The sequence below is a fragment of the Wolbachia endosymbiont (group A) of Beris morrisii genome (genome assembly GCF_964028185.1).
GTDB lineage: Bacteria > Pseudomonadota > Alphaproteobacteria > Rickettsiales > Anaplasmataceae > Wolbachia.
This window is the reverse complement of the sequence record NZ_OZ034760.1, coordinates 1058613-1084521: the sequence shown is the minus strand read 5'-3', so window position 1 is coordinate 1084521 and position 25909 is coordinate 1058613. Positions and strand designations below refer to the sequence as shown.

Annotated in this window: 22 protein-coding genes and 2 pseudogenes; 15 read left to right on the top strand and 9 right to left on the bottom strand. The window is 37.0% G+C overall.

Annotated features, from left to right (window positions below; genetic code table 11):
- Position 1 precedes the first annotated feature (1 nt).
- The 11 genes from ABWU69_RS05660 (at position 2) to ABWU69_RS05610 (ending at position 11637) form a co-directional block, all read left to right on the top strand.
- The gene (locus tag ABWU69_RS05660; RefSeq protein WP_353285056.1) at positions 2 to 817 is read left to right on the top strand and encodes a baseplate J/gp47 family protein; all 816 of its coding nucleotides are present in this window, start codon (positions 2 to 4) and stop codon (positions 815 to 817) included.
- Positions 817 to 1980 (top strand): phage tail protein, encoded by a 1164-nt coding sequence (locus ABWU69_RS05655; RefSeq protein WP_341815135.1) that lies wholly within the window; start codon positions 817 to 819, stop codon positions 1978 to 1980. The genes ABWU69_RS05660 and ABWU69_RS05655 overlap by 1 nt, the downstream gene beginning before the upstream one ends.
- 174 nt (positions 1981 to 2154) lie before the next feature.
- On the top strand, positions 2155 to 2760 hold the full coding sequence (locus ABWU69_RS05650; RefSeq protein ID WP_341814690.1) for an ankyrin repeat domain-containing protein: 606 nt from the start codon (positions 2155 to 2157) through the stop codon (positions 2758 to 2760).
- 177 nt (positions 2761 to 2937) lie between these two features.
- Positions 2938 to 3510: an ankyrin repeat domain-containing protein gene (locus ABWU69_RS05645; RefSeq protein WP_341814691.1), complete on the top strand. Its 573-nt coding sequence runs from the start codon at positions 2938 to 2940 to the stop codon at positions 3508 to 3510.
- Positions 3497 to 3649: a hypothetical protein gene (locus ABWU69_RS05640; protein WP_341814692.1), complete on the top strand. Its 153-nt coding sequence runs from the start codon at positions 3497 to 3499 to the stop codon at positions 3647 to 3649. Before ABWU69_RS05645 ends, ABWU69_RS05640 begins: the two co-directional genes overlap by 14 nt.
- 203 nt (positions 3650 to 3852) lie before the next feature.
- The gene (locus tag ABWU69_RS05635; RefSeq protein WP_265026498.1) at positions 3853 to 4080 is read left to right on the top strand and encodes a hypothetical protein; all 228 of its coding nucleotides are present in this window, start codon (positions 3853 to 3855) and stop codon (positions 4078 to 4080) included.
- Positions 3989 to 5644 carry a recombinase family protein gene (locus tag ABWU69_RS05630; RefSeq protein WP_410529946.1) on the top strand — a complete coding sequence of 552 codons (1656 nt, stop codon included), beginning with the start codon at positions 3989 to 3991 and terminating at the stop codon, positions 5642 to 5644. Before ABWU69_RS05635 ends, ABWU69_RS05630 begins: the two co-directional genes overlap by 92 nt.
- 175 nt (positions 5645 to 5819) lie before the next feature.
- On the top strand, positions 5820 to 7499 hold the full coding sequence (locus ABWU69_RS05625; RefSeq protein ID WP_265026501.1) for a recombinase family protein: 1680 nt from the start codon (positions 5820 to 5822) through the stop codon (positions 7497 to 7499).
- A complete protein-coding gene (locus ABWU69_RS05620; RefSeq protein ID WP_353285055.1) occupies positions 7474 to 8244 on the top strand; it encodes a hypothetical protein in 771 nt (256 codons plus the stop codon). The genes ABWU69_RS05625 and ABWU69_RS05620 overlap by 26 nt, the downstream gene beginning before the upstream one ends.
- Before the next feature lie 370 nt (positions 8245 to 8614).
- Complete coding sequence (locus ABWU69_RS05615; RefSeq protein WP_353285054.1) at positions 8615 to 8809, top strand: hypothetical protein; 195 nt, start codon at positions 8615 to 8617, stop codon at positions 8807 to 8809.
- Between the two features lie 41 nt (positions 8810 to 8850).
- Positions 8851 to 11637: a hypothetical protein gene (locus ABWU69_RS05610; RefSeq protein ID WP_353285053.1), complete on the top strand. Its 2787-nt coding sequence runs from the start codon at positions 8851 to 8853 to the stop codon at positions 11635 to 11637.
- Positions 11638 to 11671: 34 nt separating this feature from the next.
- Here the strand turns inward: ABWU69_RS05610 and terL are convergent.
- Positions 11672 to 13094, bottom strand: a pseudogene (terL, locus tag ABWU69_RS05605) (phage terminase large subunit).
- A gap of 60 nt (positions 13095 to 13154) precedes the next feature.
- Between terL and ABWU69_RS05600 the strand changes: the two are divergent.
- Positions 13155 to 14234: an alpha/beta hydrolase gene (locus tag ABWU69_RS05600; RefSeq protein WP_265035372.1), complete on the top strand. Its 1080-nt coding sequence runs from the start codon at positions 13155 to 13157 to the stop codon at positions 14232 to 14234.
- Here ABWU69_RS05600 and ABWU69_RS05595 read toward each other — a convergent pair.
- From ABWU69_RS05595 to ABWU69_RS05580, 4 genes are all read right to left on the bottom strand, one after another.
- Positions 14209 to 15693 (bottom strand): DegQ family serine endoprotease, encoded by a 1485-nt coding sequence (locus ABWU69_RS05595; RefSeq protein WP_265025754.1) that lies wholly within the window; start codon positions 15691 to 15693, stop codon positions 14209 to 14211. The two genes, ABWU69_RS05600 and ABWU69_RS05595, sit on opposite strands and share 26 nt — an antisense overlap.
- 3 nt (positions 15694 to 15696) lie before the next feature.
- Positions 15697 to 16569, bottom strand: coding sequence for a protease modulator HflC (hflC, locus tag ABWU69_RS05590; RefSeq protein WP_265025752.1), 873 nt, complete (start codon positions 16567 to 16569; stop codon positions 15697 to 15699).
- Positions 16570 to 16571: 2 nt separating this feature from the next.
- Positions 16572 to 17609 carry an FtsH protease activity modulator HflK gene (hflK, locus tag ABWU69_RS05585; protein WP_265035636.1) on the bottom strand — a complete coding sequence of 346 codons (1038 nt, stop codon included), beginning with the start codon at positions 17607 to 17609 and terminating at the stop codon, positions 16572 to 16574.
- A 74-nt stretch (positions 17610 to 17683) separates the two neighbouring features.
- A complete protein-coding gene (locus tag ABWU69_RS05580; protein ID WP_265035373.1) occupies positions 17684 to 17899 on the bottom strand; it encodes a hypothetical protein in 216 nt (71 codons plus the stop codon).
- A 163-nt stretch (positions 17900 to 18062) separates the two neighbouring features.
- Between ABWU69_RS05580 and ABWU69_RS05575 the strand changes: the two genes are divergently transcribed.
- Positions 18063 to 19748 carry a hypothetical protein gene (locus tag ABWU69_RS05575; protein WP_265035374.1) on the top strand — a complete coding sequence of 562 codons (1686 nt, stop codon included), beginning with the start codon at positions 18063 to 18065 and terminating at the stop codon, positions 19746 to 19748.
- Between the two features lie 163 nt (positions 19749 to 19911).
- On the opposite strand, the pseudogene ABWU69_RS05570 reads toward ABWU69_RS05575, so the two are convergent.
- Positions 19912 to 20088, bottom strand: a pseudogene (locus tag ABWU69_RS05570) (transposase); the annotation flags it as partial.
- 530 nt (positions 20089 to 20618) lie between these two features.
- Between ABWU69_RS05570 and ltrA the strand changes: the two are divergent.
- Complete coding sequence (gene ltrA / locus ABWU69_RS05565; RefSeq protein ID WP_353284965.1) at positions 20619 to 21869, top strand: group II intron reverse transcriptase/maturase; 1251 nt, start codon at positions 20619 to 20621, stop codon at positions 21867 to 21869.
- Positions 21870 to 22426: 557 nt separating this feature from the next.
- A complete protein-coding gene (locus ABWU69_RS05560; RefSeq protein ID WP_265034303.1) occupies positions 22427 to 24220 on the top strand; it encodes a reverse transcriptase/maturase family protein in 1794 nt (597 codons plus the stop codon).
- Between the two features lie 101 nt (positions 24221 to 24321).
- On the opposite strand, the gene ABWU69_RS05555 is transcribed toward ABWU69_RS05560, so the two are convergent.
- The 3 genes from ABWU69_RS05555 to ABWU69_RS05545 form a co-directional block, all read right to left on the bottom strand.
- Complete coding sequence (locus ABWU69_RS05555) at positions 24322 to 24459, bottom strand: hypothetical protein (protein WP_265034534.1); 138 nt, start codon at positions 24457 to 24459, stop codon at positions 24322 to 24324.
- Positions 24460 to 24730: 271 nt separating this feature from the next.
- The gene (locus ABWU69_RS05550; protein ID WP_265025750.1) at positions 24731 to 25003 is read right to left on the bottom strand and encodes a transposase; all 273 of its coding nucleotides are present in this window, start codon (positions 25001 to 25003) and stop codon (positions 24731 to 24733) included.
- Between the two features lie 456 nt (positions 25004 to 25459).
- Complete coding sequence (locus tag ABWU69_RS05545) at positions 25460 to 25897, bottom strand: ClpXP protease specificity-enhancing factor SspB (protein ID WP_265025749.1); 438 nt, start codon at positions 25895 to 25897, stop codon at positions 25460 to 25462.
- Positions 25898 to 25909: the final 12 nt, after the last annotated feature.

The window sequence follows — 25909 nt, the reverse complement described above, 5'->3', positions numbered from 1 at the left end:
GATGGAGCAGCCAAATATTATCGAACCACTGAACTTTGAGGAGATTTTTTCTCGGATGAAAGAAGAATTAGTAAGTCGTGATGAAAGTTTTACGGCATTAGTAGAAAGTGATCCAGCAATAAAGATTTTAGAGGTAGCAGCATGGCGAGAACTTTTGCTCAGAGAAAGAATAAACGAAGCAGCAAGGAGCAACTTACTGAAGTTTGCAAGTGGAGAAGAACTTGATAATTTAGCTGAGTTTTATGGAGTCGAAAGGGAAAGAGAGAACGGGGAAAAAGATGAACGTTTTAGGAAAAGAATCAAAGCAAAAATAATAGGATGGAGCACAGGAGGAAGTAAAGAGCATTATCGGTTTCAAGCACTCTCAGCAGATAGTAGAGTAAAGGATGCGCTGGTTGAATCAAAAGTGCCAGGAAGTGTGGAGATCTCGATTTTATCAACAAAGTTATCCACAAATGGCATAGCGTCTGAAGAACTACTTGATATTGTAAGAAAGCGAGTCACCAGGGATGATATAAGGGTATTGACAGATACGATAACAGTAGTTGGTTGCAATATTATTGAAATAAATATCCACAGCAGAATTAGCATTAAAAGACCAGATATTGTTGAAACAGTGAAGAAGAGATTTATAGAAAAATTTGAATCAACAAAAAGATTAGGATGGAAGGTGACAAGATCGTGGATTATAGCCAATTTGTTTATGGAAGGAGTAGAAAACGTAGAATTAATCGAGCCAAGAGAGGATGTTGTGGTACTGGGGAATGAGTGCGTTTGTTTAGGCAAGCTAGAAATCGAATTAATGGGCAAAAGCTAATGTTACTTCCACCTAATAGCACAAAAGAAGAAAGAGCCATAGTAGAGGCTATCGATTACAAAGTTGATCCAAGCAGGATAAGGGGATTTAAGTTTAATCCTAAAGATGAAATATTGCCATGGATAGTAGAGGAATATGGTCTAGAAGAGATTCTGTGTTGGGCAAAAGACAAAAGAAGAGCGATAAAAGAAGGGGTAGAATTTCAGCGTTTAAGAGGAACACCTGCCTCACTGAAAATAGCACTGAAGTGGGCAAATATAAATGAAGATATTACAATTATTGAAGAGCCACCTGGAGAACACTTTTTTGAATTACAGATAGGGATAAGAAACGTACCAAATGATTTCTTTGTAGATGCAGTAGTAGAGCTTGCAAAACTATCATTGCCAGCAAGATCGCGGCTAATGAGAATTTTTAACGATCACTACAATATTGGTAGGTTCATTTTAGATGAGAGTTTTTTTGGCAGCTTATTATCAGACTACTCTGGTACAAAGATCGAAAAAGATGGACCAGTGTTATCATTTGGGAGAGTAAATTTTTTCAGGTCTAGTGGTCCAGTTATTAGGATTGTAGAAAACTATCTACGCGATCATTATGAACGAGCTTTAAGCAATGACATATATCGCTTGGATGTAGCAATACTTGGAGAAACAGAGCCTCATACTAAGAACTATAACGGTATTTATGAAAGAAATCATTTGTGGTATAATTTCAAAGCGCTATATCCGCTACCACAGAGCTTATTACCGGCAATTAAGTTTGCTAAAGCGCAGATAGTATTATCGGACAGTTGGAGTTTAGGAGAAATAAACGCGTGTTTTCCGGTTACGAGTGCAGAAGAAGAAGGGAGCAAGTTTTTACTAGGAAGTGATAAACTATCTGAACAACTGTGGAATTTAAAATACAAGCCAATTTTAGAAAGGTTTAGCGTTACTCACCACTACAAGGTAGAAGATTTTACCAACCAGAAAGTTATAAGATTTGGTTTAGCAGAACACAATGTTCATTTTGAAAGCGATTTAAATTCAGAGCAAAAGGATTCAATACATGAACCGGAAAATTACATTTTAGTGTTTTACCCAGGTGTACTAACGTGGCACGAACATCGACATTTGAACAGGTCTTGGGAAGAAAAACAGCCCATATGCTTAATATACTAAATATATATATTTATATCTTCATATACTACATTAACATTCGGTAAAAATGTGTGTATTTTGAAAAAAAAGAAGTTGCTTTTCCATGCCAAAACAGCTATAAATTAGGTAGGTGTAGGTAAACAAAAAAGATTTACCAAACGCTAGAAGTTAGGAAGTTTTATAATGAGGTAGATTATGTGGATTAGTCAAGAAGAAAGGGATGATTTTAATGAATTATTTCAAGAGTTGCTTGCAGGCAAATTGTCTAAAAAGCATATAAATAGAAAAAATGAAAACGGTGAAACAATGTTGCACCGAGCAGCAAAAATGTCGACGAGAAAAAAAGCAAACTGGCTGATATGGGAAGGAGCAGATGTAGATGCAAGAGATAACGAAGGTTATATACCACTGCACTCAGCAGCGCTTGGAATGCGTCTGGAAAACGTAAAAGAATTAATAGAAGCCAGAGCAGATATAAACGCAACCGAAGAAGATGGAAATACGGCACTACATCTAGCGTGTATGGTAGGTGGAAAAAAGATAGTAGAAGAGTTAATAAAAGCAGGGGCAGAAATAAACCGGGTAAGTATATCAGGATTTAGCCCAATGTATTACGCAAGTGATGAAGAGATAAGCAAGGTGTTAAAGAAAAATGGAGGAAAAATAGTGAATAAACAGAGGGAGTTAATGGAAAAAATAAGTAAGGTATCGGAAAAGCAGGTGGTAAATGGTGGAAAGAAGCTAAATGATAGAGAAAAGCTGACAACAGCAGGAGGTAGATTTAATAGATTAAGTATATAGATTTATATCTTAATATAATATGTGGAAAAAATTTGTATATTTTGCAAAAAAAAACTTGCTTTTTATGCTAAAACAGCCCTAAGTGAAAAAGTAGCTAGTAAACAAACAAGATTTGCTAAGCGCTGAAGTGAGCCAAATTGGAGCCACTTTATATTGCATTAATAGCTGAGGAACGTTATGGTAAAATTTAGTAAGAAAGAAAGAGAAGAATTTAATAAATCGTGGAAAGAGGTATTAGATAACTCAATAGAAAATATTAATAAAAAAGACACAAAAGGGAGGACGATACTACATTACGCGGTGGGAATGCCAGATCCAAAAAAAGTGAGTTTATTAATCAAAAAGGGAGGAGATGTAGATGCAGCAGATGCCGGGAAATATAGACCACTACACCTAGCAGTGATGGGGCAACGTGTAGAAAATACAAAAGAGCTGATAAAGGCAGGAGCCGATGTAAACGCAGTGGAACGAAGTAGCAAATTTGCCCCGTTACACCTTGCGTGCATGGTAGCAGAGATAAAAATAGTAGAAGAGCTAGTAAAAGCCGGAGCGAATATAGAACAAAAGGATAAATTTGGCAAAACAGCAATGTATTATGCGAGAAATAATAAAGAGATAAAAGAAGTGTTAGAGAACGTAAAAATGGCAAATAAACAGAGGGAATTTATAGAAAGAGTAAGAGTTGTATCGGAAAGTACGGCAGCAGGTGTGATAGTGGCAAAGGAGGAGCTTGTGGATGAAAAAATTTAGAAGGGCTGTGGCTAAGAAAGAGGTAATTATGGGAAAAAGGGAAGTTTTATCATTGGAGGGAAAAAAGTTGGTAGAACTGAGGAAAATATGGAAGGAGTTGTTTGGGGGAAAAGGCACAAGAAAGAGCTTATGGATGTAAAAAAGAAGCTTGATAATTTGGGAGAGTGCTTAATTGATGAAAGATAGCGGAGTGCAGCTATGTGTTTCTAAAATTTTGCATAAAAGTAAAACAAAACGAAGGTTAACAGTTGCGTCTTTTTCGCAAGAGTAGCTGATAAATGGATTTATGGAAAAAGGGAGTGGTCAGGCTCCTGAACTACAAAAACATTTACAGGAGAAACTATGAGAAAAAGAACGTTAACTGTGACCTGTCGATATGAGCCTGATGAGTTAGCAGATAAACGCTTATCGGATGTATACGGGCAACTGATAGAGAGATTAATAAAGAGAAAAAAAGAAAATAGAGAGAAAGAAACAAATGAAAGTAGTGAGTTTATATGCGAGAGTATCATCAGAAAAGCAAGCACAGAAGGGAACAATAGAGAGTCAAATAGCGGAGTTGGAGCGTAGAATTAGTGAAGATGAGCACAAGCTACTAAATGAGTATAGATTCATAGACAATGGGTATAGTGGATCAGATTTAGAGCGTCCCGGTTTAGATAGGTTACGCGATAAAATAGGAAAAGGAGAAATTGATAAAATTTATATTCATTCACCAGATAGGTTATCACGTAACTATGTATACCAGATGATACTGCTGGAAGAGTTTGAGAAAACAGAAGTAGAGGTGATCTTTTTAAATCACAGGACAGATAAGAGCCCAGAGTCAAGCCTACTATTACAAATGCAAGGAGCAATAGCGGAATATGAACGAGCGAAGATGATAGAACGGTATAGACGAGGGAGGATCAGTACGGCAAAAAAAGGCAGTGTCAGTGTAATAGGCAAAGCATCTTATGGTTATCGGTACATAAAAAAGGGTGGAATAGGCGAAGAAGGGAAATTTGAAATTAATGAAGAGGAAGCAAAAGTAGTGAGAGAATTGTTCATGTGGGTAGGGGAAGAAAGAATAAGAACTATAGAGGCAATATGTAGACTAAAAGAAAGGTCAATAAGAACACAAACAGGAAAAGAGAGGTGGAACCGAAGCACCATCCAGCAGATATTAAAAAATCCTGTATACAAAGGGCAAGCAGTGTATGGCAGGACTAAGGTAGGCCAAGTAAAACCAAAAGTAAGGCCACAACGGAATGCTGGTAGGCAGAAAAGTTATTCTATGTACTCTCAAGATAAAGAGAATTGGATTTATATTGCAGTACCAAGAATAGTTGATGAAGGATTGTTTAATGCAGTACAAGAACAACTGGCTGAAAATGGAGAAAGAGTGAAAAGACAGAAAAGGAGAGCAGCGTACCTGCTACAAGGTTTAACTGTGTGTCAACGCTGTAGATATGCTTATTGCGGTGCATCTACTATAAATAGGAGGGGAACCTACTATCATTATTATTATCGTTGTATTGCTCCAAGTTATAAGGAAGCATGCGGCAATAGACCGGTGCAAGCAGATGCATTAGAAACAACTATATGGAAAAAAGTAAAAGGTATATTGAAGAAACCAGAAAGGTTGATAAATAAATATCAACGGCACCTGCTAGGAAGTAAAGAGTTGCTATTGGAGGAAGGTCTTGAGAGGGAAGAAAGCAAATTAAAACGAGGTATTTCTGGACTGATTGATAGTTATGCAAGTGGATATATAAATCAAGAGGAATTCGAGTTAAGAATCAAAGGAATGAAACAGCGTTTAAAAGAAAAGGAAGAGGAAAAGAAAAGGATAAAAGATAAGAAAGAGGTACAGGAAGAGTTGACTACTATAATAGGTAACATAAAGGAGTTTTCTTCTGGGATAAAATTAGAGCTTGATCAATTGGATTGGTTAGATAAACGTAGTGTAGTAAGGAAGTTAGTTGAGAGAATAGAGATTAACGTTGATAATGTAACTATAGTATTTCGAATAAAAGAATTTGTTACCCAAAATAAACAAAATCAAGATATACAAGCTATCAGAGAAAGAATTGCACGACCAAAAAGCGAGTACGGCGCAGCAATTTATGATAGAAATAGGCAAGGTCAATAAAAAAGAATTGATATAGTAGATGGGGAAAACAAAAGTTGCATTTGTAGGAAAAATTGTAAGACAGAATTAGAATAGTCAGTTTTTCACAGAAAAGCTCCTAACTGTAAGAACAACAAACCGTCAAAAGCTGTTATGAGTCTAGTGTGAGAAGTTAAAGGAGGAAAGAAAGGGACAAATGAAAGTAGTGAGCTTATATGCAAGAGTTTCATCGAAGAGGCAAGCACAAGAAGGAACAATAGAAAGTCAAGTAGCTGAGTTGGCAAGTAGAATTAATGAGGATAAGCACGAGCTACTAAATGAGCATAAATTCATAGATAATGGGTATAGTGGATCAAAATTAGAGCGCCCTGGTTTAGATGAATTACGTGATAAAGTAGCAGAAGGAAAAATTGATAAAATTTATATTCACTCACCAGATAGGTTATCACGTAATTACGTACATCAGATGATATTGCTGGAAGAATTTCAAAAAGCAGGAGCAGAGGTGATCTTTTTAAACCATCAGGTTGGTAATAGTCCAGAATCTAATTTACTACTACAAATGCAAGGAGCAATAGCAGAGTATGAACGAGCAAAGATTATGGAGAGGAATCGCCGAGGAAGACTGCATGCAGCAAGAAAAGGCTGTGTAAGTGTAATGGCTGTAGCGCCTTATGGTTATCGATACATAAAGAGTGGCACAACAGGTGAAGAAAGGAGATTTGAAATTAATGAAGAAGAGGCGAGAATAGTAAAAAAACTGTTCATGTGGATAGGTGAAGAAAGAGTAAGCATTAATGAAACAATACGTAGGCTAAAAGAAAGGTCAGTAAGGACACAAAAAGGAAGAGAGATGTGGAACCGAAGCACCATCCAGCAGATATTAAAAAATCCTGCGTATAAAGGGCAAGCAGCATTTGGTAAAACTAAGTCAAATCCAGCAAAACCAAGAGTAAGACCACAAAGAAATGCTGGCAGCCAGCAAAGGTGTTCTCTTACTTATCCAAGTAAAGAGAATTGGATTTACATTCCAATACCAAGGATAGTAGATGAGGCATTATTTAATGCAGTGGAAGAACAACTGGCTGAAAATAGAGAAAGAGCGAGAATACAGAAAAGGAAAGCAGCGTACCTGCTACAAGGTTTAATTGTGTGTCAACACTGTAGATATGCTTATTGCGGTGTGCGTGGTGGGAGTAAAAAAAAAGGAGGGATTAACTACTATTATCGTTGTAGCACCATATATGCTTTTAGCAGTAGTGTTAGGGGAATATGTAACAGTAAACCGGTCCATGCAGATGTATTAGAGATGGCTATATGGGAAAAAGTAAAAAGCATATTGAATGAGCCGGAAGGGATGATGAATGAATACCAACAAAGACTGGAGGGAAGCAAAGAGTCACCATTGGAGCAAGATCTTGAGAGGCAAGAAAGCAAATTAAAACGAGGCATTTCAAGGCTGATTGATAGTTATACTAACGAGTACATAAATCGAGAGGAATTTGAGTCAAGAATCACAGAAATGAAAGGACACTTAAAAGAAGTGGAAGAGGAAAAAGAAAGGATGAAAGATCAGAAAGAGACACAGCAAGAGTTTGCAATTATCATAAGCAGCATAAAGAAGTTTTCTTCCGGAATCGAGTCAGAGATTAATCAATATGATTGGTTAGAAAAGCGTGGTGTAATAAGAAAGTTAGTTAAAAGAATAGAGGTAAATGTTGATGATATAACTATAGTATTTCGAATAAAGGAATTTGTTGCTCAGAATGGGCAAAATCAAAATATGCAACATTGTCCTAGGGTTCCTGAAACTCAAGTTACAGCTGGCCGTTGTCGGATGGATTGTTACAATGTTCGCAGAGATTTTTGGAGTTGAGTTGGCGGCTGCGGCAGAGGCATCTAAAGAAAAAGAAGATAAAAAAGCAGAAAAAACATCATTAAAGGAAGAAAATAAAGAAGTTTGCGAAAACGTAGAAATGAAAGTGGATGAAAGAGAAAAACCTAAAGTGCCAGTTTCCCTTTTTGAAGTTTCACCCGGATTTGTAAGGCTGGTTGTTCTGAGCAAACCAGAACTTGATCTTTTACAAAAACCTATAATGCCTCCTATATTTAAAGAGGTTAATGAGAATCGTGAGATAAAAGAAACAAAAGTGAAAGGAGAGAAAAAAGCGAAGCCGGAGGAACCGAAGAAAGAGGTGTGTCCACCGAAACCTACAGGGCAACCTGCAACTGGGACGGAGCAGGGGAGAAAAAAGGGTTATGGATGCGATAGTGATAAGAAAAAAAAGACAGAGCAAGATAACAATAATACCTATCAAGCTTCAAGCCAATCTGCTCAAAGCTTTGTTTCTGACAAAAAAGCTTCGAATCAATCTGCTAAGAGTCCTGTCCCTAACGGAAAAGCTTCGAATACTCAAGGCTCTGTTGTTCCTAGCAAAGATGCTCTCGAACAACCTGTTAAAAGTTCTGTTGCTGATTGTGGATTTAATTTTAACATAGGTACTTGGAATGGTGCTGAGAATGAAGGTTCTGTAAGTAATGCTCAACCACCAAAAGGATTGACTGATGATGTAAAAGTTGAGAAATGTGTAGAAGGTCAGTCAGCAGGAAAGACACCATAGTTGGGATGGCTAGTACTTAGATGACAAAAAAGGGTAGTGCGTGACACTGGAATCCAGGGGCCAGTGCTTCCTTTTGTCATTCCAGTGCTTGACACTGGAATCCAGGAAACTTAATTGTACATTAGGTTTGATAAATGTAGGGTTTTATGTTAAAAGGGAGCGTTTTTGATGAATTGCAAAAAAGACTGGATCCCAGTGTCTGGGCACTGGGATGACAAGAAAGGGTAGCGCGTGACGCTGGAATCTAGAAAACTGAGTTTTATGAAAAAAGAGTGAATAAAATTTTATACTAAAAAATATAAAAAAAGTGCTTGCACTACAATTTATTTTTAGTATATTAATTACATAATATTTTTACTTAGGAGGCAATATGCATAGTGGTAATGATAAAAAAGGTTTTGATGCTGAAAAGTGGAAACGTGAGAATCCAGGACAAGGTGGTGGTATAGTGCAGGGAGCAAAAGGAATGAGGTATGATGATCATAGTGACGCAGCCAGAAGAGTAGAAGAAAGGAGGCGTCAATCTGAGCAGAAAAACAATCCTGGTAGTTCTATGAAACGTTAAGTAAAGGGTAGTTATTGTAATTTAAAAATGGGGAGGTTGGTATGCCTAATACAGAAACAGTAAGAGCATTGGTTAGTGCTTTTAATGTTAATAATCATTTTTCTAACACAGTTGAAACTAATTTTACGCTGCAAAGCGAGGGCAAGAAGGACTATATTGTAGTCTCATTTGATAAGAGTATGGATAAGTATCAGTGTAGAAGATATCTGGACAGTATAAAAAGGAAGATAATACGTGAATTCTACGGCATTGAGGAAAGTAATGATGCAGAAATATTGGATACAGCTAAGCTAATTTTTGATGTTAATTCTTTCCCGTTTTATATCAGTGATAGAGACTGGTCTTGGGATAAACAGCATGGGTTTAAGTTTGTAACACCTGTAGATAAAGGTGTAATTTTTAATTTGAAGTCTCATTTGGCTTCTTCACTTGAAAAGGATATTCGAGAAGATATGCAGGTTAGCAGCACAACTGTACCATTTAACAAGGAAAAGTATTTATGTCATTCTAAATTTGATAATAAAGGATTAAGCAAGAAATTTGAGAGTATGTTTTTATCAAGGATGGAGAATAGATATGGGTATAGGAATGTTTTTAAGAACCCTCTGAAGGTTGAAGGCAATAGTGTATATATCAAGGACGTTTTTGATGACGCTCGTTTTATTGATAGTGTAATAAGGTATAAGACATGGCTTGAAGGTATGTATCTTGGAGTTGACAGTAGTGCTAATCATAAAGTGAAGTTATTTAAAGATATGATAGTAGAATCTATTGGTCAATTGACAGGAGTGACAATATATGGCTTTGTATGTGCTTCCCCTTTAGATAGAAAAGAGGCCTCAGTTCTTATACCTCTTATATTAGATAGCGGAAGAAGGCGGGTATTGACAAAAGAAGAAGCTCTTAAACTAAATTATGCATTTAGTGGTGCTGTACTTAATGATATTGATGGTAAAGCTCAGGGAGAATTATCAGTAAATGGAAGCAGTGAAATATATGGCATAGACTTTTCCAATCCATACATTTCTCACTGTGTGATAACTAAAATCATGGAAAGCTCTTTAATCAATGAAAGGCATGAACTGGCCATTGACCCTGAGCTTCATTTTCGAGCATTGTCGCCTGAGCCACCAAGAACACCGCCTGAACAAACTGGAGATAAGTTTTTTGGATCTAAAGGAAACAGAGATAGTGGTATTGGTGAGTCACCTCCGAAACCTAAGGATTCTGGTTCTTCAAGTGGTGGTCCAGGATCATTGTTTGAGCAATCACAGGTACAGGGGTTTCCCACGCGGAGTCAGGATGAAGCATTAAATGATTCTCCCAGGCGAGGGTCAGAGCAAGGATCAGAAACGGAAAAAGAAGGACGGCTGCTGCACAATCATGTAAATTCAGCTGGAACGAGTAAAGGATTTCCGCCATTGCCGCAGCTGAATTCTATTGCAGTTAGTTATGGTGTTTCAGGGCCATCTAAAGGGGGAAATCTAGGTGCTGCAGCAGCTAGTGGTAGTATCCCAGGACCCTCGTTATGTTCACAGAGTGAACCTTCATCATGGAAAGGTGCTAATCCAGTAGGGGCTAACCCTTGGGCTCAGCAAACGAACCCTTGTTTATCACAAGGCACGTCCGAAAATAAATGGATATCGTCAATGCAATTTACTAAACCAGGACCTAGTGGTTTATCATGGTCACAGAGTGGAGCTTCATCATCGAAAGATGCTAATAAAGGTATGTCAACATGGACTAGTCAGCCAATGAACCATTGGTCATCACCGGCTTCAAGTGCAGGATTATGGTCATTGTCACAGAGTGGAGCTTCATCATCGAGAGGCGCTGGTAAAAATATGCTAACAGGGAGTAGTTCTTGGTGTTTGCCACCATCGACTTCTTCTCTTACGACAAGGAATGATTCAATATCCTCAAATCTTGGGATTTTTGCAGATCCTCCAGAAGATACGGAGAACATTCGTAGCATGAAACCTGAAAAACAGCAAGTTACTGATGAAAGTGATCGAAAAAGTAGTGATGAGTGTTCTAAAGCGAAGCCACAAAAGAATGAATCTCCGAAGAAACATAGGGGTGGTTTTTTCTGTAAAGAAAGACCAGCAAAGTTATCACCTTTTAAGCGATGTAGCGTAGAGCGTGATACGATATCTTCAAGTAGAAGTGGTCCTGTACATTATGTAACTGAAAAACCACTTTTGTCTAAACGATTTGCCTCAGAAAGAAGAGCAACAAATAATCCACCCTCAGGAGTGACTTCTCCTGTTACTGAAGCATGTATCAAAAACAAGCCAGGGGCTACTGAATTAAAGGATGGTGGATTTTCCAATAGACCAAAAATACGAGCATTGGTAGAATCTAGTAGTGGACTAAATTTGCAACCTCTTACCTCTAGCCAGAAGGATGAACTATACAAAGTTCTTTCTCCTGAGATGAAGGAGAAGCTAGACTTCGGCTTTTTTCCTCCTGGGTACAAGAAGTTACTATACTTACTTTATGTTGATAAGAGGGAGCTGCGTTTGCTTCTTTCTTCTCCTGGAAAAGTAGAGCAAGTGTGCTCAGTTCTTCCTCCTGAGGAGAGGAAGCAACTACACCCAAATTTATCTTTGGAGGCAAAAAAAGGCTTACTTTTTAAGTTCTTTGGTGATAAACAAGAAATTAGTCGTAACGTTTCTACAAGTTCTGAAGATAGTGGTGTTTTTTCACTTTCGCAAAACTCGAATAATTCGGTCTTATCGAACTTCAGTAGTGTTAACGCTAATCCAATGAGCAGCATGGATGATGCGATGGTTGAGTGCTCTTCTTCCCACTTGCAAAAAAGATAGCCCTCAAGAAGGTAATTTAAGCTTATAATTTGATCTAATCCACCGTTCTAAGCCATCTAAGCGTTTTATTAGGGTTGGGGCCAAAGTCCCTGACCCTGAAAGCACTGGTGTTAGTTTTTCTCATCCATTGCAGATATTGTACGGTACTATCCACTTGATCGTCATGGCGAGTTTCTGGGAACATTAAAATTTCGTACTCAAAATCGCTGAGCCATACCGCTTGCTGTGGCAAAAAAACCCTGCCAGACTCTATCACCGGAACAATTTTGAGTGAGTTTGTCATTGTGTGGCACAATTTCAATAATCGGTAGATCGCTATTTGCCTTTAGCTCTTGTGTTAATTGCTGACCACTCGTTTTTGCTTCAATCAAAATTGCATGTGGTGCCCATCTTGCAGCTAGTGACAGAACTTGCTCTTTAAGCTTTGGGTACTCAAGCTTTGCTCGATATACATCAAGTAAATAGAATTTATTATCTATTTTTGCCCAGGTGGTGCAGACACTAAAGTCGCTGGAATCGTTTGTTGAAACTGCAGTGTCCCAGCTTTGAGTTACATGTGAGAGATTATCAGGGAAATTTTTATAGCGCTTTAGCCACTCTTGTTTTATTATACCACTTGAAAGCGGCAGGGGGTTTTGTTGATATTGAGCAGCAAAAGCGTAACTCCCGAGTTCAACTTTTATCATCTCAACTTCTTCTCTTCCTCCCTCGAGGGGATATAATAACTCATTCTCTTCTCTTGAATATAAACCTTTTTCTTGTGTCGTAATTGAGTCGATTATCTCCACTTTTTCAGAAATCATTGGCAAACAAATGTGATGCCATATGTTTTTTGGCTTGGATAAGAGGTGCCCAGTTAAGTCTTCCAGGTGCAGCCTGTGCATAACAAGCACAATTACTCCTTTTTTTCTATCGTTGAGCCTCGTTACCAAAGTCTGATCGAACCAGTTTGTGGCACGCTTTCTAAACGTTTCACTCAAAGCTTGAGCAGGGTTAAGCGGATCATCCACGATGATGAAATCTCCACCTTCACCGGTTAACGTCCCTCCAACTGATGTTGCGATTCTAAATCCTCTCTGCACTGTTTGGAATTTATATTTAGTGTTCTGGTCTTTGGATAATTTTACCTCTGGAAATAGTTCTTTATACCAATCAGATTGCATTATGCACCTGGTGTCAAGCGAGTGCTTTTCGCTGAGCAATTGAGAATAACTTGCAACTATTATTCTTGCAGTCGGCTGATTTCCCAGTATCCACGCGGGCCACGCAACACTAGCACATATGGACTTCATTGAACGCGGAGGCATATTGAATATTATGCGCCTTACTTCGCCAGCATTCGCTGCTTTCAGCCTGTCTTCTATGACTTTTATGTACTGATAATCATTATACTCACATCCCGGCACCACCGTTTGAAAGCACAGTTCAATGAATTTTAGAAAGTTGATTTTATTCATGAGGATTGACTCTTTTAAAGATTTTATGTATTATGAAATTGATGTAGTGAGAGTTAAGACGTGAAAGAAACAAGAGAAATTAAAATACAAACTAAGGAAGAGTTTGTAAGAACTCAAAATGGGATGAAAATCCAAAAGATAATAATGCCTAGTAAAGATGTAGATCAACGGAATGGAAAGCATCTAGTCTATTTTGTAGGTGGAGGGAATCGTATTGTAAAATCCAAAGAGTTGGATTTGCAAAATTGGCAATGGGCAACAGACCGAGGAATTACTGTACATCTCTTTAACTATCCTGGCTTGGGCAAGAGCAAAAACTCTTTTACGTTTCGTAACGATAGAGTTGAATCAGGCATTGTAGTTGTCACTGATTTGTTAAAAAATGGTATAAAGCCGGATAATATAATATTATTTGGGGATTGCTTTGGCGGACATGTAGCTGCAGAGGTTCATAAAAATTTTAAAAATAATGATATACATTTGAGGTGTGTTGTTAGCAACGCTGCTAGTTCACTCAAACAAGCCTCTCTTTACTACTTTGGTTTTATAGCAAAATTAAAAATTCTTCTTGCTCCGATAATCAAATTAGTACTAAAGATTTTTGGTTGTCATTGGAAGACACATAAAATCATAAATTCAATTACTCCTTATACGATGTACTTTAATCGCGAAGGAGATAAGACAATCAAACAATCAGCGCAACTTGCAACAAAAATAGAAAGAATAGAAAAAAATGGTAGAAAGAAAAATTACCAAAAAAAAGAAGTCTTCGAAGGTTTTGAAGAGAATGAGAAATTTTTCAAGCAACATACAATGTTAATAAAAAATAATGAATGTATTGATCCTAAAAGGACTAACAAGGGCATTCATGGCTTGCCTATTAAGTGTTTAAAATCTTCCAACAAAGTTAGTTACACTTTTCCTGAATTAATCAGTTTATATATTCAAAAGACAGATTCATACTTTGCTGAATGTGGCTCACTAAACAGCGAAGAGAAAGTTGAAGAGTTTAGAAAAAGTAAATTTTATGAAGATTTTTCTGGCTGTACAAGTTCAATGTCGAAAGTAAATATTACGGCAGCAAACCGACACCCTGCAGGTAGCTATGAGTCAACTATTTCTTCAACTTTATCGAAGTAAAGAATTGATTTCCATTGCGGTAAATAAGCAACATTATTGAATCTTTACCGTTTTTCTTTACTGCTGAATCAACTTGTTTTTGAAAATCATTAATATTTTCTATATCGGTTCCATCTAATTGGATAATGATGTCCCCTTTTTTAATACCACGCAGCGTGGCATTACTGTTACTATCTACATTAGTAACTATCACACCTTTTGTAGGATTACTTTCTTTTGATTCTTTTGGCAGGTTTGAAACAGTTAAACCAGTTATGTAATCGGATGTTGATTTATTTTCTTCTTGATTATTACCTTGACCATCATTTGCAGATTCTTCAATCACAACCTTAATATTGACCTCTTTGCCCTTTCTAAGTAACTTAATTTGTACTTTTTTTCCAGGTTCAGTTCTTGAAACCATTTGAGGCAATTGTGTCATTCTATCAATTTTTTTATCATCAAATTCTAATAATATGTCACCCACCTTAATTCCACCTTTTTCTGCAGGGCTATCCTTTACTATACTTGCAACCAGTGCACCTTTTGTATCTTTTAAACCCAAAGACTCAGCAAATTCTTTCGTTATAGGCTGAACTTGCACACCAAGCCAACCATGTTTTATTTTTTTGCCACTTTTTAATGTGTCAATAATTGACATAGCTAAATTAGATGGTATAGCAAAGCCTATACCCACGTTACCGCCAGACTCAGATGGGGAATAGATAGCGGTGTTAATGCCTATAACTTTTCCATTTAAATCAAATAATGGCCCTCCAGAGTTGCCTCTATTAATTGCAGCATCAGTTTGAATAAATTCATTCATAGTGCCGATACTAATGTCTCTGGACCTTGCAGATATAATTCCTGTGCTTACAGAGCCACCCAAACCAAATGGGTTACCTATTGCCATAACCGTATCACCAACCCTTGCTTTATCAGAATCACCAAATGCAACAGAAGAAAGATCTTTATCAGAATTAATCTTAAGCACAGCAAGATCAGTTCTTGCATCATAGCCTAAAACTTCTGCTTTGAAATAAGTATTATCGTTCATAGTAACTGTGATATCTTTGGCATTTTTAATAACGTGATAATTGGTTACTATAGTTCCACCTTTATCTATAATAAACCCAGAACCAAGCAACACCACCTCTCTGTTAACACTAGGGCCCCTATCCATAAAAAACTGATCAAAGTGCTCAAAAAACTCTCTAAAATCATCAAAAAAATTATTTCCTGGCATAGATGGAACTCTAGTTCTGCTGTTATTTTCTTGTTTGATGATTTGTTCGCTTGAAATATTTACAACCGCAGGAATGAGTTCTTCCACTAAATCGGCAAGTCCTTGATTACAGTTGCATGCAGTAGTGCTAGCATCAACGACCTTTTTTGCATTCCAATCAAACATATTAGCATGCGAAGAAAACGCAATTAGAAAATATGCAAATATAGATAAAATAAATGCCTTACTTTTCATAAATTATTTCCATCCTTTATTTAAAATATCTAAAAAGGTATTGTTTGGTGAAAGTACAAATTTAGTATTATTTTCGGCAAATGATTTACTGTAAGCGCTCATGGAGCGATAAAAGTTAAAGAACTCTTCATCAATCTTAAATGCCTCATTATAAATTCTAGTTGCTTCAGCATAACCACGGCCCCTTGTTTCATATGATTCTTTTACTGCACTGGAGATAATTTCCCTTTTTAATTTATCAGCTTTTGATCTAATTTCCTGCCCCGCTTGCTCTCCTTCTGCTCTAATTTCTTTTGCTTCTTTTTCCCTTTCAGTTTGCATACGGCGAAATATTGCAGAACTATTTTCTTCTGGTAAATCTGCTCTCTTAATTCTTACATCTATTATTTCTATGCCAAATTTTTCAGCTTCAGAGTAAACTCCGTGCTGAATTAACTGCATGACTTCTGACCTTTTTTCATTCAGCAAACTAATCAACGAAAATCTGCCTATATTTTCTCTTATGTGTGCTTCTATAACCGGATATAATCTTCTAACCAGCCCTGATTCATTCCTCACAGCCTGGTAAAAAGTAACAGGATTCGTTATTTTATATTTTGCATACGCATCTACTATAATACGTTTTTGATCCGCTGTTATCACTTCCCTTGGGGTTTTATCAGGACTTAGATCTAAAACTCTTTTATCAAGAAACTCTACACTATTTATGAATGGTAACTTAAAATATAAGCCACTTTCCCTAACATCCCTTACAACTTTACCCAGTTGTATAACTATAGCTTGCTTTGTTTCTTGTACAACAAATATTGAATTAGATAAAACAATCAATAAAACAACAAATACAGAAACAAAAATGATTTTAATATTACTACTCATGGTTATTTCCCTAAATTTGTAAGAGGTAAATAAGAAAACATACCTTTCAGATCATCAGTTACAACAACTTTGTCTACCTTACTGAAAATATTTTCCATAGTTTCAAGATAAATACGATTCTTAACGAGAGAAGGATTCTGTCTATATTCCTCATAAAGAGATAAAAAGCGATTTGCATTACCTTTTGCTTCATTTATTACTTCATTCTCATATGCCTCTGCATCTAATTTTATCTTTATCGCTTCACCTTTTGCTCGAGGTATGATATCATTACTATAAGAATATGCTTCGTTTATAGTACGCTCTTTATCTGCACGAGCACTTTGCACATCTCTAAATGAGCTAATTACTTTTTCTGGTGGATCGATTTTTTTCATTTGAACAGATAAAATCTCTATGCCCATTTGGTATCCATCAAGAATCTGCTGCAATAGAATTCTAGTATCTCTGGAAATTTCGGCTCTCCCTTGACCTTCCAGTGCAAAAGAAATTGTATTCTTACCTATTATCTCCCTCATAGCACTTTCAGCAGCGTTTTTAACGCTTAAACCAGGTTGATGATCCCGCACTTTGAATAAATAGTCCTTAGCATCTCTAACGCGCCACTGAATTTCGAAGTTAACGTTGACTATATTTTCATCTCCAGTTAGCATCACACCTTCACCACGGTCTGTATCTCGTCCATAAGAACCGCTTACACCAATTTCTTCACGATTTACTTCCTTAACGTTTACTTTAAAAACCTTACCAATAGGATAGGGGGAGTGATAGCGCAAACCGGACATCTCTGTGTTAGAGTATTTACCAAAGGTAAGTTCTATGCCTTCTTCACTGGGGTGAACAATATAAAAGCCAGTGCAAGCATAGAACAGCAAAATAATGAAAATGATGAAATAAGGTTTTTTGCCCCTGTTTCTGGTTAATCCATTAAGAAAGAACCTTATATCAGATACAGCTTTACTTAAAATATCTTCATTATTAGGAGTTTTGTTCCCTATCGATTTCTTTCCCGGATTCCAAGGATTATTCTCATCAAACATAATGATTGATTCTATAATTAATACGCTAATATTACTCATCTTATAAGAAAATGCAAAACTATTTTATTTATAAATTAATTATCAGGATGGAAAACATGATCATACACTTCCTTTTCTCTATGTAATATGGTCGATTCTATGGAATTTTCTGGCTTTTTTTTGAATTCTTTATTGTCACTCTTTAAGTGCACTACGTCTTCGTGAAGGTGAGAACAATAATGAGATAACAAAACCATTATTATTAAAACTGCAATAATTAAAAGGGTGGGTATCCTTTTTGTGCACCTCATAAATACTCTAGCTCGAAGAGCCCTTAACCTAATTTTCTACGCTTCCGAAAAACATGTCAAGCAGAATTATTCAAAGACAAATAAATACTGGCAGCCAAATTAACACTAACTTAAGAATCGAAGGTGTACAATATAATATATTTAATTAATAGTGAGGTTTAAAATGTTACCTGATAAACAAACAAATTTAGTTTCTAAGGGGAAGCAACAAAGTATATTTGCTGGAACTTTTAGTAAGTTATTTGAGAATAAAGAGAGCAACATGTTTGATAGATTCTCTTCTGATTTGTCTTCAAAGGAAAAAATATTAGCAGTAAGTGTAGCAGGTGCGATATTTGCTTCAGCACTTCCAATTGTGGCAGTTGCCTTACCACTTGCTGTACCAGGTGCAATAGTTGCCCTAACTCTATTTTTTGCTTATAAAGCAGTTGAATACACATTCAAAGGGCTCAAATGGTCAGCAGAAAAAACAGTTGATGGGGCGGAATATACTGCAGGAAAAATTAGAAAGGCAGCAGAATATTCTGCAGAAAAAGCAAGAGAAGGTTATTATTCAGTAAAAGGAGCTATAAGTTCTGTGGGACGAGCAACAAAAGAGGGAACTGGTGCTGCGTTAGGAAAAATGGGGCGCAGTTTAAGTAATTTAAGTGGAAGTATGTCTAGTTTAGATGCCATCCCATATTCAATAGGTAACGAAGGTCAAACTGTTGTTTTGAAAACAGAAGAAAAAACAAGGAATTTCAATAGTGTAAAGGAGATGTTTATTAAGGAAGTTCTTGAAGACAAAGCCATGAATAGCTCTGCTTTAACTAAGGAAATATTTTCTAAGCTGGGAGAAAAAATATTAGAGAAAGCTTATTCTGTTGATGGTCAATCAGGTTTCCAAAAGGACCAGTTGATCAATCAGTTGAAACAGCAAGCAGATTTTGTCAATAAATTAGACGCTAAGAAGTTGCAAAATTTGTTGGCTCAAGATGATAACAATCTCTATGAAATTTTCTCTGACCATCACGATGAAATCAAGAGGATTGTTAAAGAGTGCAGAGCAGAGCATAAACTTTCTAACTCTATAGAGAACCTTAATGAAGTAGCAGGAAAGTATGGTATCAGAAAAGGTTCAACGCAATCTATTGAAAACAGCTTGTCAAAAAGCAGTTCACTAGACTCTGTAAGAACTGAAAGTACTGCTAGCAGCGAAGCGGAATTGTTAAATCCTGCGGAGCATAAAGAAGTAAAAGCACCTTCTTCATTTAGAGAAAAAATGCCATCATGGCTTGGGGGTAAAAAAGCACCGAAAGAAACTACTGACGTTAAATATCAAGTTCTTTCTGAATTAGGCACGTTATCTGTTGCTCCACCGAAGCTACCAAGAAGCAATTCACTAAATTCTATAGGAACTGGAAGTACTGCTACTGTCTCTTATTCAGATTCTCAGGACTTTGCAACAGTCAAGCCTAATCTTCTTAGAAGAAGCAGTTCATCTAGTAGCTTAGGTGGTAGTTCTTCTAAGCTTACTCCAGTTGATCCACCAAAGGTGCCTGGAATTCCCTCTCTGAACTCTTTAAATGATGGAATTAGGGCAGCAATGGAGAAAAACTTAGAAGAATTTAGTTCAAGTGCTAAAACTGAATCTACACAGAGTTCTTTGAGTAATCGTAATGGTTCTGATAGTGGATTCAATTCACCAACTTCCTCTCCAACACACACAATGTTTACTAACGAAGATGGCAAGGCAAAAACCCAAGCTGACTTAAAAAAGACAGGTTATCTGAATGAACTGGTGGGACAGCCTTCTACGAAAGTAGGTGAAAATAGCGTTCATCATCCTGCAAGTGTGAAAACGAAATAAATAAAACTACTTACTTTCTCTAAAAGGATGTTACTCAACGAGTAACATCCTTTTTTGTTTTTTCTAACTGAAGGTTTGACCATAGAAATTTTCTATAGCTAGTACAGCTCTACGTCACACCGCCGCGGTATCTCGGCATAGATTCCGCTAACTATAGTAGTTTCTAAAATGAATGATAAATTTCCATTATGGTATTACCAACTAAAAGCTGCAAGTCTGTATAGTGGTGCATTAGAGGTCTGAGGCGACTTTTGATGGTATGCCAATAGTGTTCTATAGGATTCAAATCTGGTAAATATGCTGGAAGGTACAACAAATGACAGCCAAAAGACTCTATTAATGACGGTGTGCTGCAGTAACAAACAAAGTAATGTTTGTGAGAAGCTTTATTGAAGATGAAGGAAGGTCCTTCGAAATCGGTTTTCAGGAGCAGCCACCTTAAGTGGCTCTATTCAAGAGATAGGGTCATAAGCGTTAAGGAAAAATCAGCATATAAGCTGGAAGGTGTGGATCAGAAAGACGAACGTGAGTGAACCACTGATGAACGTGTCGAAAAGGGAAGTGAACATCGAAAGGGGGAGTGAGTCGTTCTCCTCTTAAAAGCGTACAGGGAACCTGACTACTGTGTAGGCGGTGTTCGGCATAAAGGTGGCGTGAGTCTGATCTGGGCTTTGATAAGGAACTGCAGGAACCAGTCGATTTGATGCAAAGCGAGATAAGCAAGAGGCTAATCCTCAAGTTTTAGAGTAGCGATACAAATCACTGGGGCGGATTAACTCGTAGTAGTGAAGAAGTGGTTGTAATGACCATGGAGCGAAGGGGTTAAGCTAGTCGACTTTAGTAAATCATTCAACTTGTAGGAGGATGAAAGTGATTGAACGAACAAAGCCTTTTGACATACCAAAATCTCTAGTGTTTTTGGCTTATAAAAGAGTTAAAGAAAACAGAGGAGGAGCAGGTATTGATGATCTAACAATTGAAAAGTTTGATCAAGACTTAAGCAAGAACCTTTACAAGCTATGGAATAGGCTATCATCTGGTAGTTATTTTCCACCCGCAGTGAAGGCTTGTGATATAACTAAGACAGATGGAGGGACAAGGACACTTGGAATACCAACTGTCTCCGATCGTATAGCACAGGAAGTTGTAAGAAGTGTTTTAGAACCAGAGCTTGAGAAGGTATTTGATGAAGATTCATATGGTTATAGGCCAAATAAATCGGCATTAGATGCCATAGGACAAACCAGGAAGCGATGCTTCGACCAAAATTGGTTAATAGAGTTTGATATCAAGGGAATGTTTGATAACATAGACCACAATCTACTGATGAAAGCAGTCAGAAAACACACTGCAAACAAATGGGTTCTCTTATACATACAAAGATGGCTAGATGCAGATATACAGCTTGAAGATGGAACAAAGATAAAGCGTCTCAGCGGAGTACCGCAGGGAGGTGTAGTGAGTCCTATCTTAAGCAACCTATTTATGCACTATAGTTTTGATGTATGGATGAGGAGAGAATATCCAAGTATAAAGTGGGCAAGATATGCTGATGATGGTGTTATACATTGTGTAAGCAAGAACCAAGCACAACTAATTTTGAGTCAACTTGAACAGAGACTGAAGATTTGTAAATTGGAAATAAAACATACAAAGACCAAAATTATCTATTGTCAAGATGGAAAGCGGAAGGAGAATCATGAGAATGTATCATTCACATTCCTTGGGTACGAATTTCGAAAAAGACTTGTACGAAATAGAAAAGATGGTAGTTTATTTGTAAGTTTTACTCCGACTGTAAGTAAAGAAAGTTTGAAAAAGATGAGAAAAGAAATTAGAGGCTGGAAATTTGCTAGAAGAACAAACTTGGAAATAGAAGATATATCACGAATATGTAATCCAATTCTAAGGGGTTGGTTTAACTATTACGGGAAGTATCACATAACTGCGCTAGAGGACATAATAAGAATGTTTAATAGAAAACTCAGGAAGTGGTTTCAGACAAAGTATAAGAAGCTGAGTGGGCATAAAACCAAAGCAGCTAAGTTACTAGAAAGAATCGCAAAGAGTAGACCAAATCTTTTTGTACACTGGAAATTAAGTATAGGACTAGGGCAATGATTAGTGGGAGCTTTATGAGATGCGAGTGTGCGCCGTGGTACGCATTAAGAAATACTTAGCGGAGCTAAGCGGGGTTCAGAATAAATGGCCTCGAGGTGAACAACTAACTTTAACCCGAAAGGGAAGGAGGACAAGAGCATGTATGTAAAGCGAGAGTTATCTGAAGATGTATAAGATAACGGCTTGCAACACCTGATCAATATGGTTAAAGCTAAACTGCTTGAATTCTAATCTTCAGGGGTGGGACTTCACATCCATGGGTATCGCATTTAAAACCCCATGTCTACGGTAAGCACAGATTAAACTTTCGTTTGTGTGACATTCTGGCTGTAGAACGATAAGTAGTGAACTTATTTAAGAGGATGAATGGAAAACCTAAGTTGATCTAGAACAGTTCTTAGTGACGGAACATGGGATGACCTAAGGAACGCGAGTTCTATGGTTACGGAGTCATCGTAGTAGTCGTGAAAGTAACGAATCACCGGGGAGTGTGGGAAAGCCACATACAGGGCAAAGGGTGACAGATAATTGAATGTTGAAATTGGGAGGTACGCAAGATGCGGAAAGCTGAAACAATACTTAACATTATACGTGAACGTGGACAAAGAAATTTGCCGGTTAAAAACGTATATCGCCTACTTTATCAGAGTGATCTTTACCTTCGAGCGTATGGCAAACTTTGTCGTAATAAAGGTGCTATGACAGAAGGTGTGACAACTGAAACAGTTGATGGTATGTCTTTGGAGAAAATCGATAAAATCATAGAGGATTTACGCTATGAGCGATATCGGTGGACACCAGTAAAACGTATCTATATTTTAAAGAAGAGTGGTAAACGCAGGCCGTTAGGGTTGCCAACATGGTCAAATAAGTTACTTCAAGAAGTAATCCGATTAATATTGGAAGCCTACTATGAGCCTAAATTTAGTGAATGTTCACATGGATTTCGACCAAAGCGTGGATGCCACACTGCATTAAGAGCAGTAATGCAAAAAGGCAGAGGTACAAAATGGTTTATAGAGGGAGATCTCAGTGCATGTTATGACTCAATTGATCATACTATGTTGTTGAAAATACTGAGTGAAAGCTTCCAAGATAACCGTTTTATTCAGCTAATCAATCGACTGCTAAAAGCAGGATATATGGAAAATTGGAAGTACAATAAGAGTCATAGTGGGGTACCACAAGGTTCTATTATTGGTCCAATTCTGAGTAACATATTACTCGATCGGTTAGATAAACATGTGGAGCATATACTAATACCAGCAAATAACCGAGGTAAGCGAAGAAGGACAAATCCAAAATATTTAAGGTTAACCATGCAAGTATCGATGATGAGAAAACAAGGGAACTGGGATCAAGCAAAACAACTGCGTCAATTAGTGCAGGGTATGCCATCTAAGGATTCTTGCGATCTAAATTATCGACGTCTTTGGTATGTTAGGTATGCTGATGATTTTCTGGTAGGGTTTGCAGGACCAAAGAATGAAGCTGAACAAATTAAGAATGAGATTGCTGGGTTTCTCAATGAGGAGCTCAAACTTATGCTTAATGAAGATAAAACGTTTATTACACATGCGTGTGATAGCAAAGCCAATTTTTTGGGTTATGAAATACATGTTTTGCATGCAGATGACAAACATGATCATCGGACACAACGATGTATTAACGGTAGTATTGGGTTACGTGTACCACATCATATAAAGCAGAAAAAGTGTTCTGAATATATGCGTTGTGGTAAACCGATACATTTACCTCAACGTACAATTGATACAGCTTACAGTATTGTTGCTCAGTATCAAACTGAATATCGAGGAATTGTACAATACTATAAAATGGCCTACAACCTTCACACACTAAGTTATCTGAAATATGTGATGGAAGTATCATTAGTAAAGACTTTAGCATCTAAATACAAAACAACTTGCAGGAAAATTTATAGAAAATTTGGTGCGACGATTGAAAACGATGAAGGTGAAAAACGAAAAGTCATCCAAATCAGAGTAGATCGTTTACCATCAAAGATACCATTAATTACACACTTTGGTGCTGTGTCGCTAAAATGGAATAAATGGGTAAGCATAAGTGATAACCTTATACCAATATGGAATAAGCGTAGTGAAATAGAGCAAAGACTATTGGCACAAACTTGTGAATTATGTAAATCACAAGAGCAGATTGAAGTACATCACGTACGTAAACTTGCTGATTTGCTAGGTAAACGTAATACTGAACTACCGGAATGGAAAAAGAGAATGATTGAACGACAGAGGAAAACTCTTGTTGTTTGTCATGAATGCCATAAGAAAATCCAATATGGAAAATATGATGGTGACTCCTTAAAACGTTAGATTATTGGAGAGCCACGTGATACGGAAACGATCATGCGTGGTTCGGAGAGGGGTTGTTGGAAAAGTACTTAACAAGTAACTCGCTGGCTGCCCACTCTACCTCACGTAGGGTTCTGCGAGGGGCCAGGAAGGAAGTTTTCCTGGTCTACTCTCCTTGTTTTAGGAGTCTTATGAAATGTAGCATTATCCATAACTATAGTTGTACCACGCTTTAACTGTGGCAGTAATATCTCACGCATTAAATACTTCTTTCTCCCGTGAAAGTTATTGGTGCAATGAACTTCTCATCCGCCTATTATACTTACTCTCTCTCGCTTTTTTCCAGAGCATATATTTTTTCTCCTTTTGGAGCTCGTCCATATTCTCGGTATAATCTATTATCAACTCCTGCTTCATCTATATATAAAATGCTAGAGTGGTCTATTTTTGAGATTTTATCGGTAAAGCGCTGCCTATCTTCTTGACTACGTTCTGTGACTTTTTTTTAAGGTTATTTTTAGCTGTTTTAACCTATACCAAATTGAATTTATTCCAAATCCTAGATTTTGTTTCATTTCTGCTAGCTGGGTGTTTTTTGACATATTCTTTGAGTACTTCTGGATCTATTTTTCGAATAAAACTTCCATTCTTTCCTGCCTCCAGGCTTTCACCGTTTCCTTTCTTTTTCAGCCATCTGTACAAGGTTGCAATTCCTATTTCTAGAAGATCTGCTACTTCAGATTTTGACTTCCCTCTTTCCACCAAAGAGATAGCTTTCTCCCTTAAGTCTACACTGTATGCCATTACTTACCTCATATTTCATTAATTCCATATTATACCTTTATCATTTGTTTTAGGAAATACTATAGTAGCGGAATGACGAATTTGTCGTTTTTCAAATTGTCGGTAAATCTAAGTCAGTTTAGCTATAGAATGAAACAAAGATGGTATGAATTCCTCTATGGCCATTTTGATATAGGTTTGAGAGCTCTTTTTTTGGTGATATATAACAATAGAGTCGAGCAAGCCTGAAGGGTATTTGCAGAGTGTTCAGCCAGTTTCTTTTTCTTTAAAAGATGTAGTAGAAACGTTCAAAGAAGAACCTTTGAAGTGGTTGACTAAAATAGACTATTCGCTAGACTCTGTGGACAAAATTTTAGAGAAGCCAAATGAGAGCCTACACGAAATTTAAAAAGCCCATAAAAACTTCAGAGGTTTTGTCAAAGCGAGAGAAAAGACTTTTAAGCCTCTTATGAGTAACTATTTATCACGCAGTTGATCTATGGATATAATACTACCATTTGATAATTTTTCAGTACATTTTTCACTTTTGTATTCTTTATCAGAATCGATACTGATTTTGTCAAATATTAAAACATCTCCTGAAATTTTATCACGAAACTCACTAATAGCAAAAAACGGTATAGTAATTCGCTCTTGTTTTCCTTGAAAACTCAAACTGACGCTAAATTTATCCTCAGAAACTTTTAAATCATAGAATTGATGCTGTAATATAATAAGCATTTGAGTGGGGTATGACTTTTTCAAACGATCTGGCATGGTCACACCATTAAAATATGTGAAAAATAATATTTCTAAATGAGGGATAAAACCATTACCTGATATAACATCTAAAGTCTTTTTGATAACTTGAAACTTGGCAGAATTAAGCAATTTTTTGTAATCTGTTTGCTCCATATAACTTCCACA

Excerpts from the sequence above, each read along its gene's own strand:
- ABWU69_RS05560 (WP_265034303.1), top strand. The coding sequence starts at position 22,427 with ATGCGGAAAGCTGAAACAATACTTAACATTATACGTGAACGTGGACAA.
- ABWU69_RS05640 (WP_341814692.1), top strand. The coding sequence starts at position 3,497 with ATGAAAAAATTTAGAAGGGCTGTGGCTAAGAAAGAGGTAATTATGGGA.
- ABWU69_RS05610 (WP_353285053.1), top strand. The coding sequence starts at position 8,851 with ATGCCTAATACAGAAACAGTAAGAGCATTGGTTAGTGCTTTTAATGTT.
- ABWU69_RS05655 (WP_341815135.1), top strand. The coding sequence starts at position 817 with ATGTTACTTCCACCTAATAGCACAAAAGAAGAAAGAGCCATAGTAGAG.
- ABWU69_RS05620 (WP_353285055.1), top strand. The coding sequence starts at position 7,474 with ATGTTCGCAGAGATTTTTGGAGTTGAGTTGGCGGCTGCGGCAGAGGCA.
- ABWU69_RS05580 (WP_265035373.1), bottom strand. The coding sequence starts at position 17,899 with ATGAGGTGCACAAAAAGGATACCCACCCTTTTAATTATTGCAGTTTTA.
- ABWU69_RS05550 (WP_265025750.1), bottom strand. The coding sequence starts at position 25,003 with ATGGCATACAGTGTAGACTTAAGGGAGAAAGCTATCTCTTTGGTGGAA.
- ABWU69_RS05645 (WP_341814691.1), top strand. The coding sequence starts at position 2,938 with ATGGTAAAATTTAGTAAGAAAGAAAGAGAAGAATTTAATAAATCGTGG.
- ABWU69_RS05545 (WP_265025749.1), bottom strand. The coding sequence starts at position 25,897 with ATGGAGCAAACAGATTACAAAAAATTGCTTAATTCTGCCAAGTTTCAA.
- ABWU69_RS05615 (WP_353285054.1), top strand. The coding sequence starts at position 8,615 with ATGCATAGTGGTAATGATAAAAAAGGTTTTGATGCTGAAAAGTGGAAA.
- hflK (WP_265035636.1), bottom strand. The coding sequence starts at position 17,609 with ATGTTTGATGAGAATAATCCTTGGAATCCGGGAAAGAAATCGATAGGG.
- ABWU69_RS05650 (WP_341814690.1), top strand. The coding sequence starts at position 2,155 with ATGTGGATTAGTCAAGAAGAAAGGGATGATTTTAATGAATTATTTCAA.
- ABWU69_RS05660 (WP_353285056.1), top strand. The coding sequence starts at position 2 with ATGGAGCAGCCAAATATTATCGAACCACTGAACTTTGAGGAGATTTTT.
- ABWU69_RS05630 (WP_410529946.1), top strand. The coding sequence starts at position 3,989 with ATGAAAGTAGTGAGTTTATATGCGAGAGTATCATCAGAAAAGCAAGCA.
- ABWU69_RS05625 (WP_265026501.1), top strand. The coding sequence starts at position 5,820 with ATGAAAGTAGTGAGCTTATATGCAAGAGTTTCATCGAAGAGGCAAGCA.
- ABWU69_RS05555 (WP_265034534.1), bottom strand. The coding sequence starts at position 24,459 with ATGCGTGAGATATTACTGCCACAGTTAAAGCGTGGTACAACTATAGTT.
- ABWU69_RS05595 (WP_265025754.1), bottom strand. The coding sequence starts at position 15,693 with ATGAAAAGTAAGGCATTTATTTTATCTATATTTGCATATTTTCTAATT.
- hflC (WP_265025752.1), bottom strand. The coding sequence starts at position 16,569 with ATGAGTAGTAATATTAAAATCATTTTTGTTTCTGTATTTGTTGTTTTA.
- ABWU69_RS05575 (WP_265035374.1), top strand. The coding sequence starts at position 18,063 with ATGTTACCTGATAAACAAACAAATTTAGTTTCTAAGGGGAAGCAACAA.
- ABWU69_RS05635 (WP_265026498.1), top strand. The coding sequence starts at position 3,853 with ATGAGAAAAAGAACGTTAACTGTGACCTGTCGATATGAGCCTGATGAG.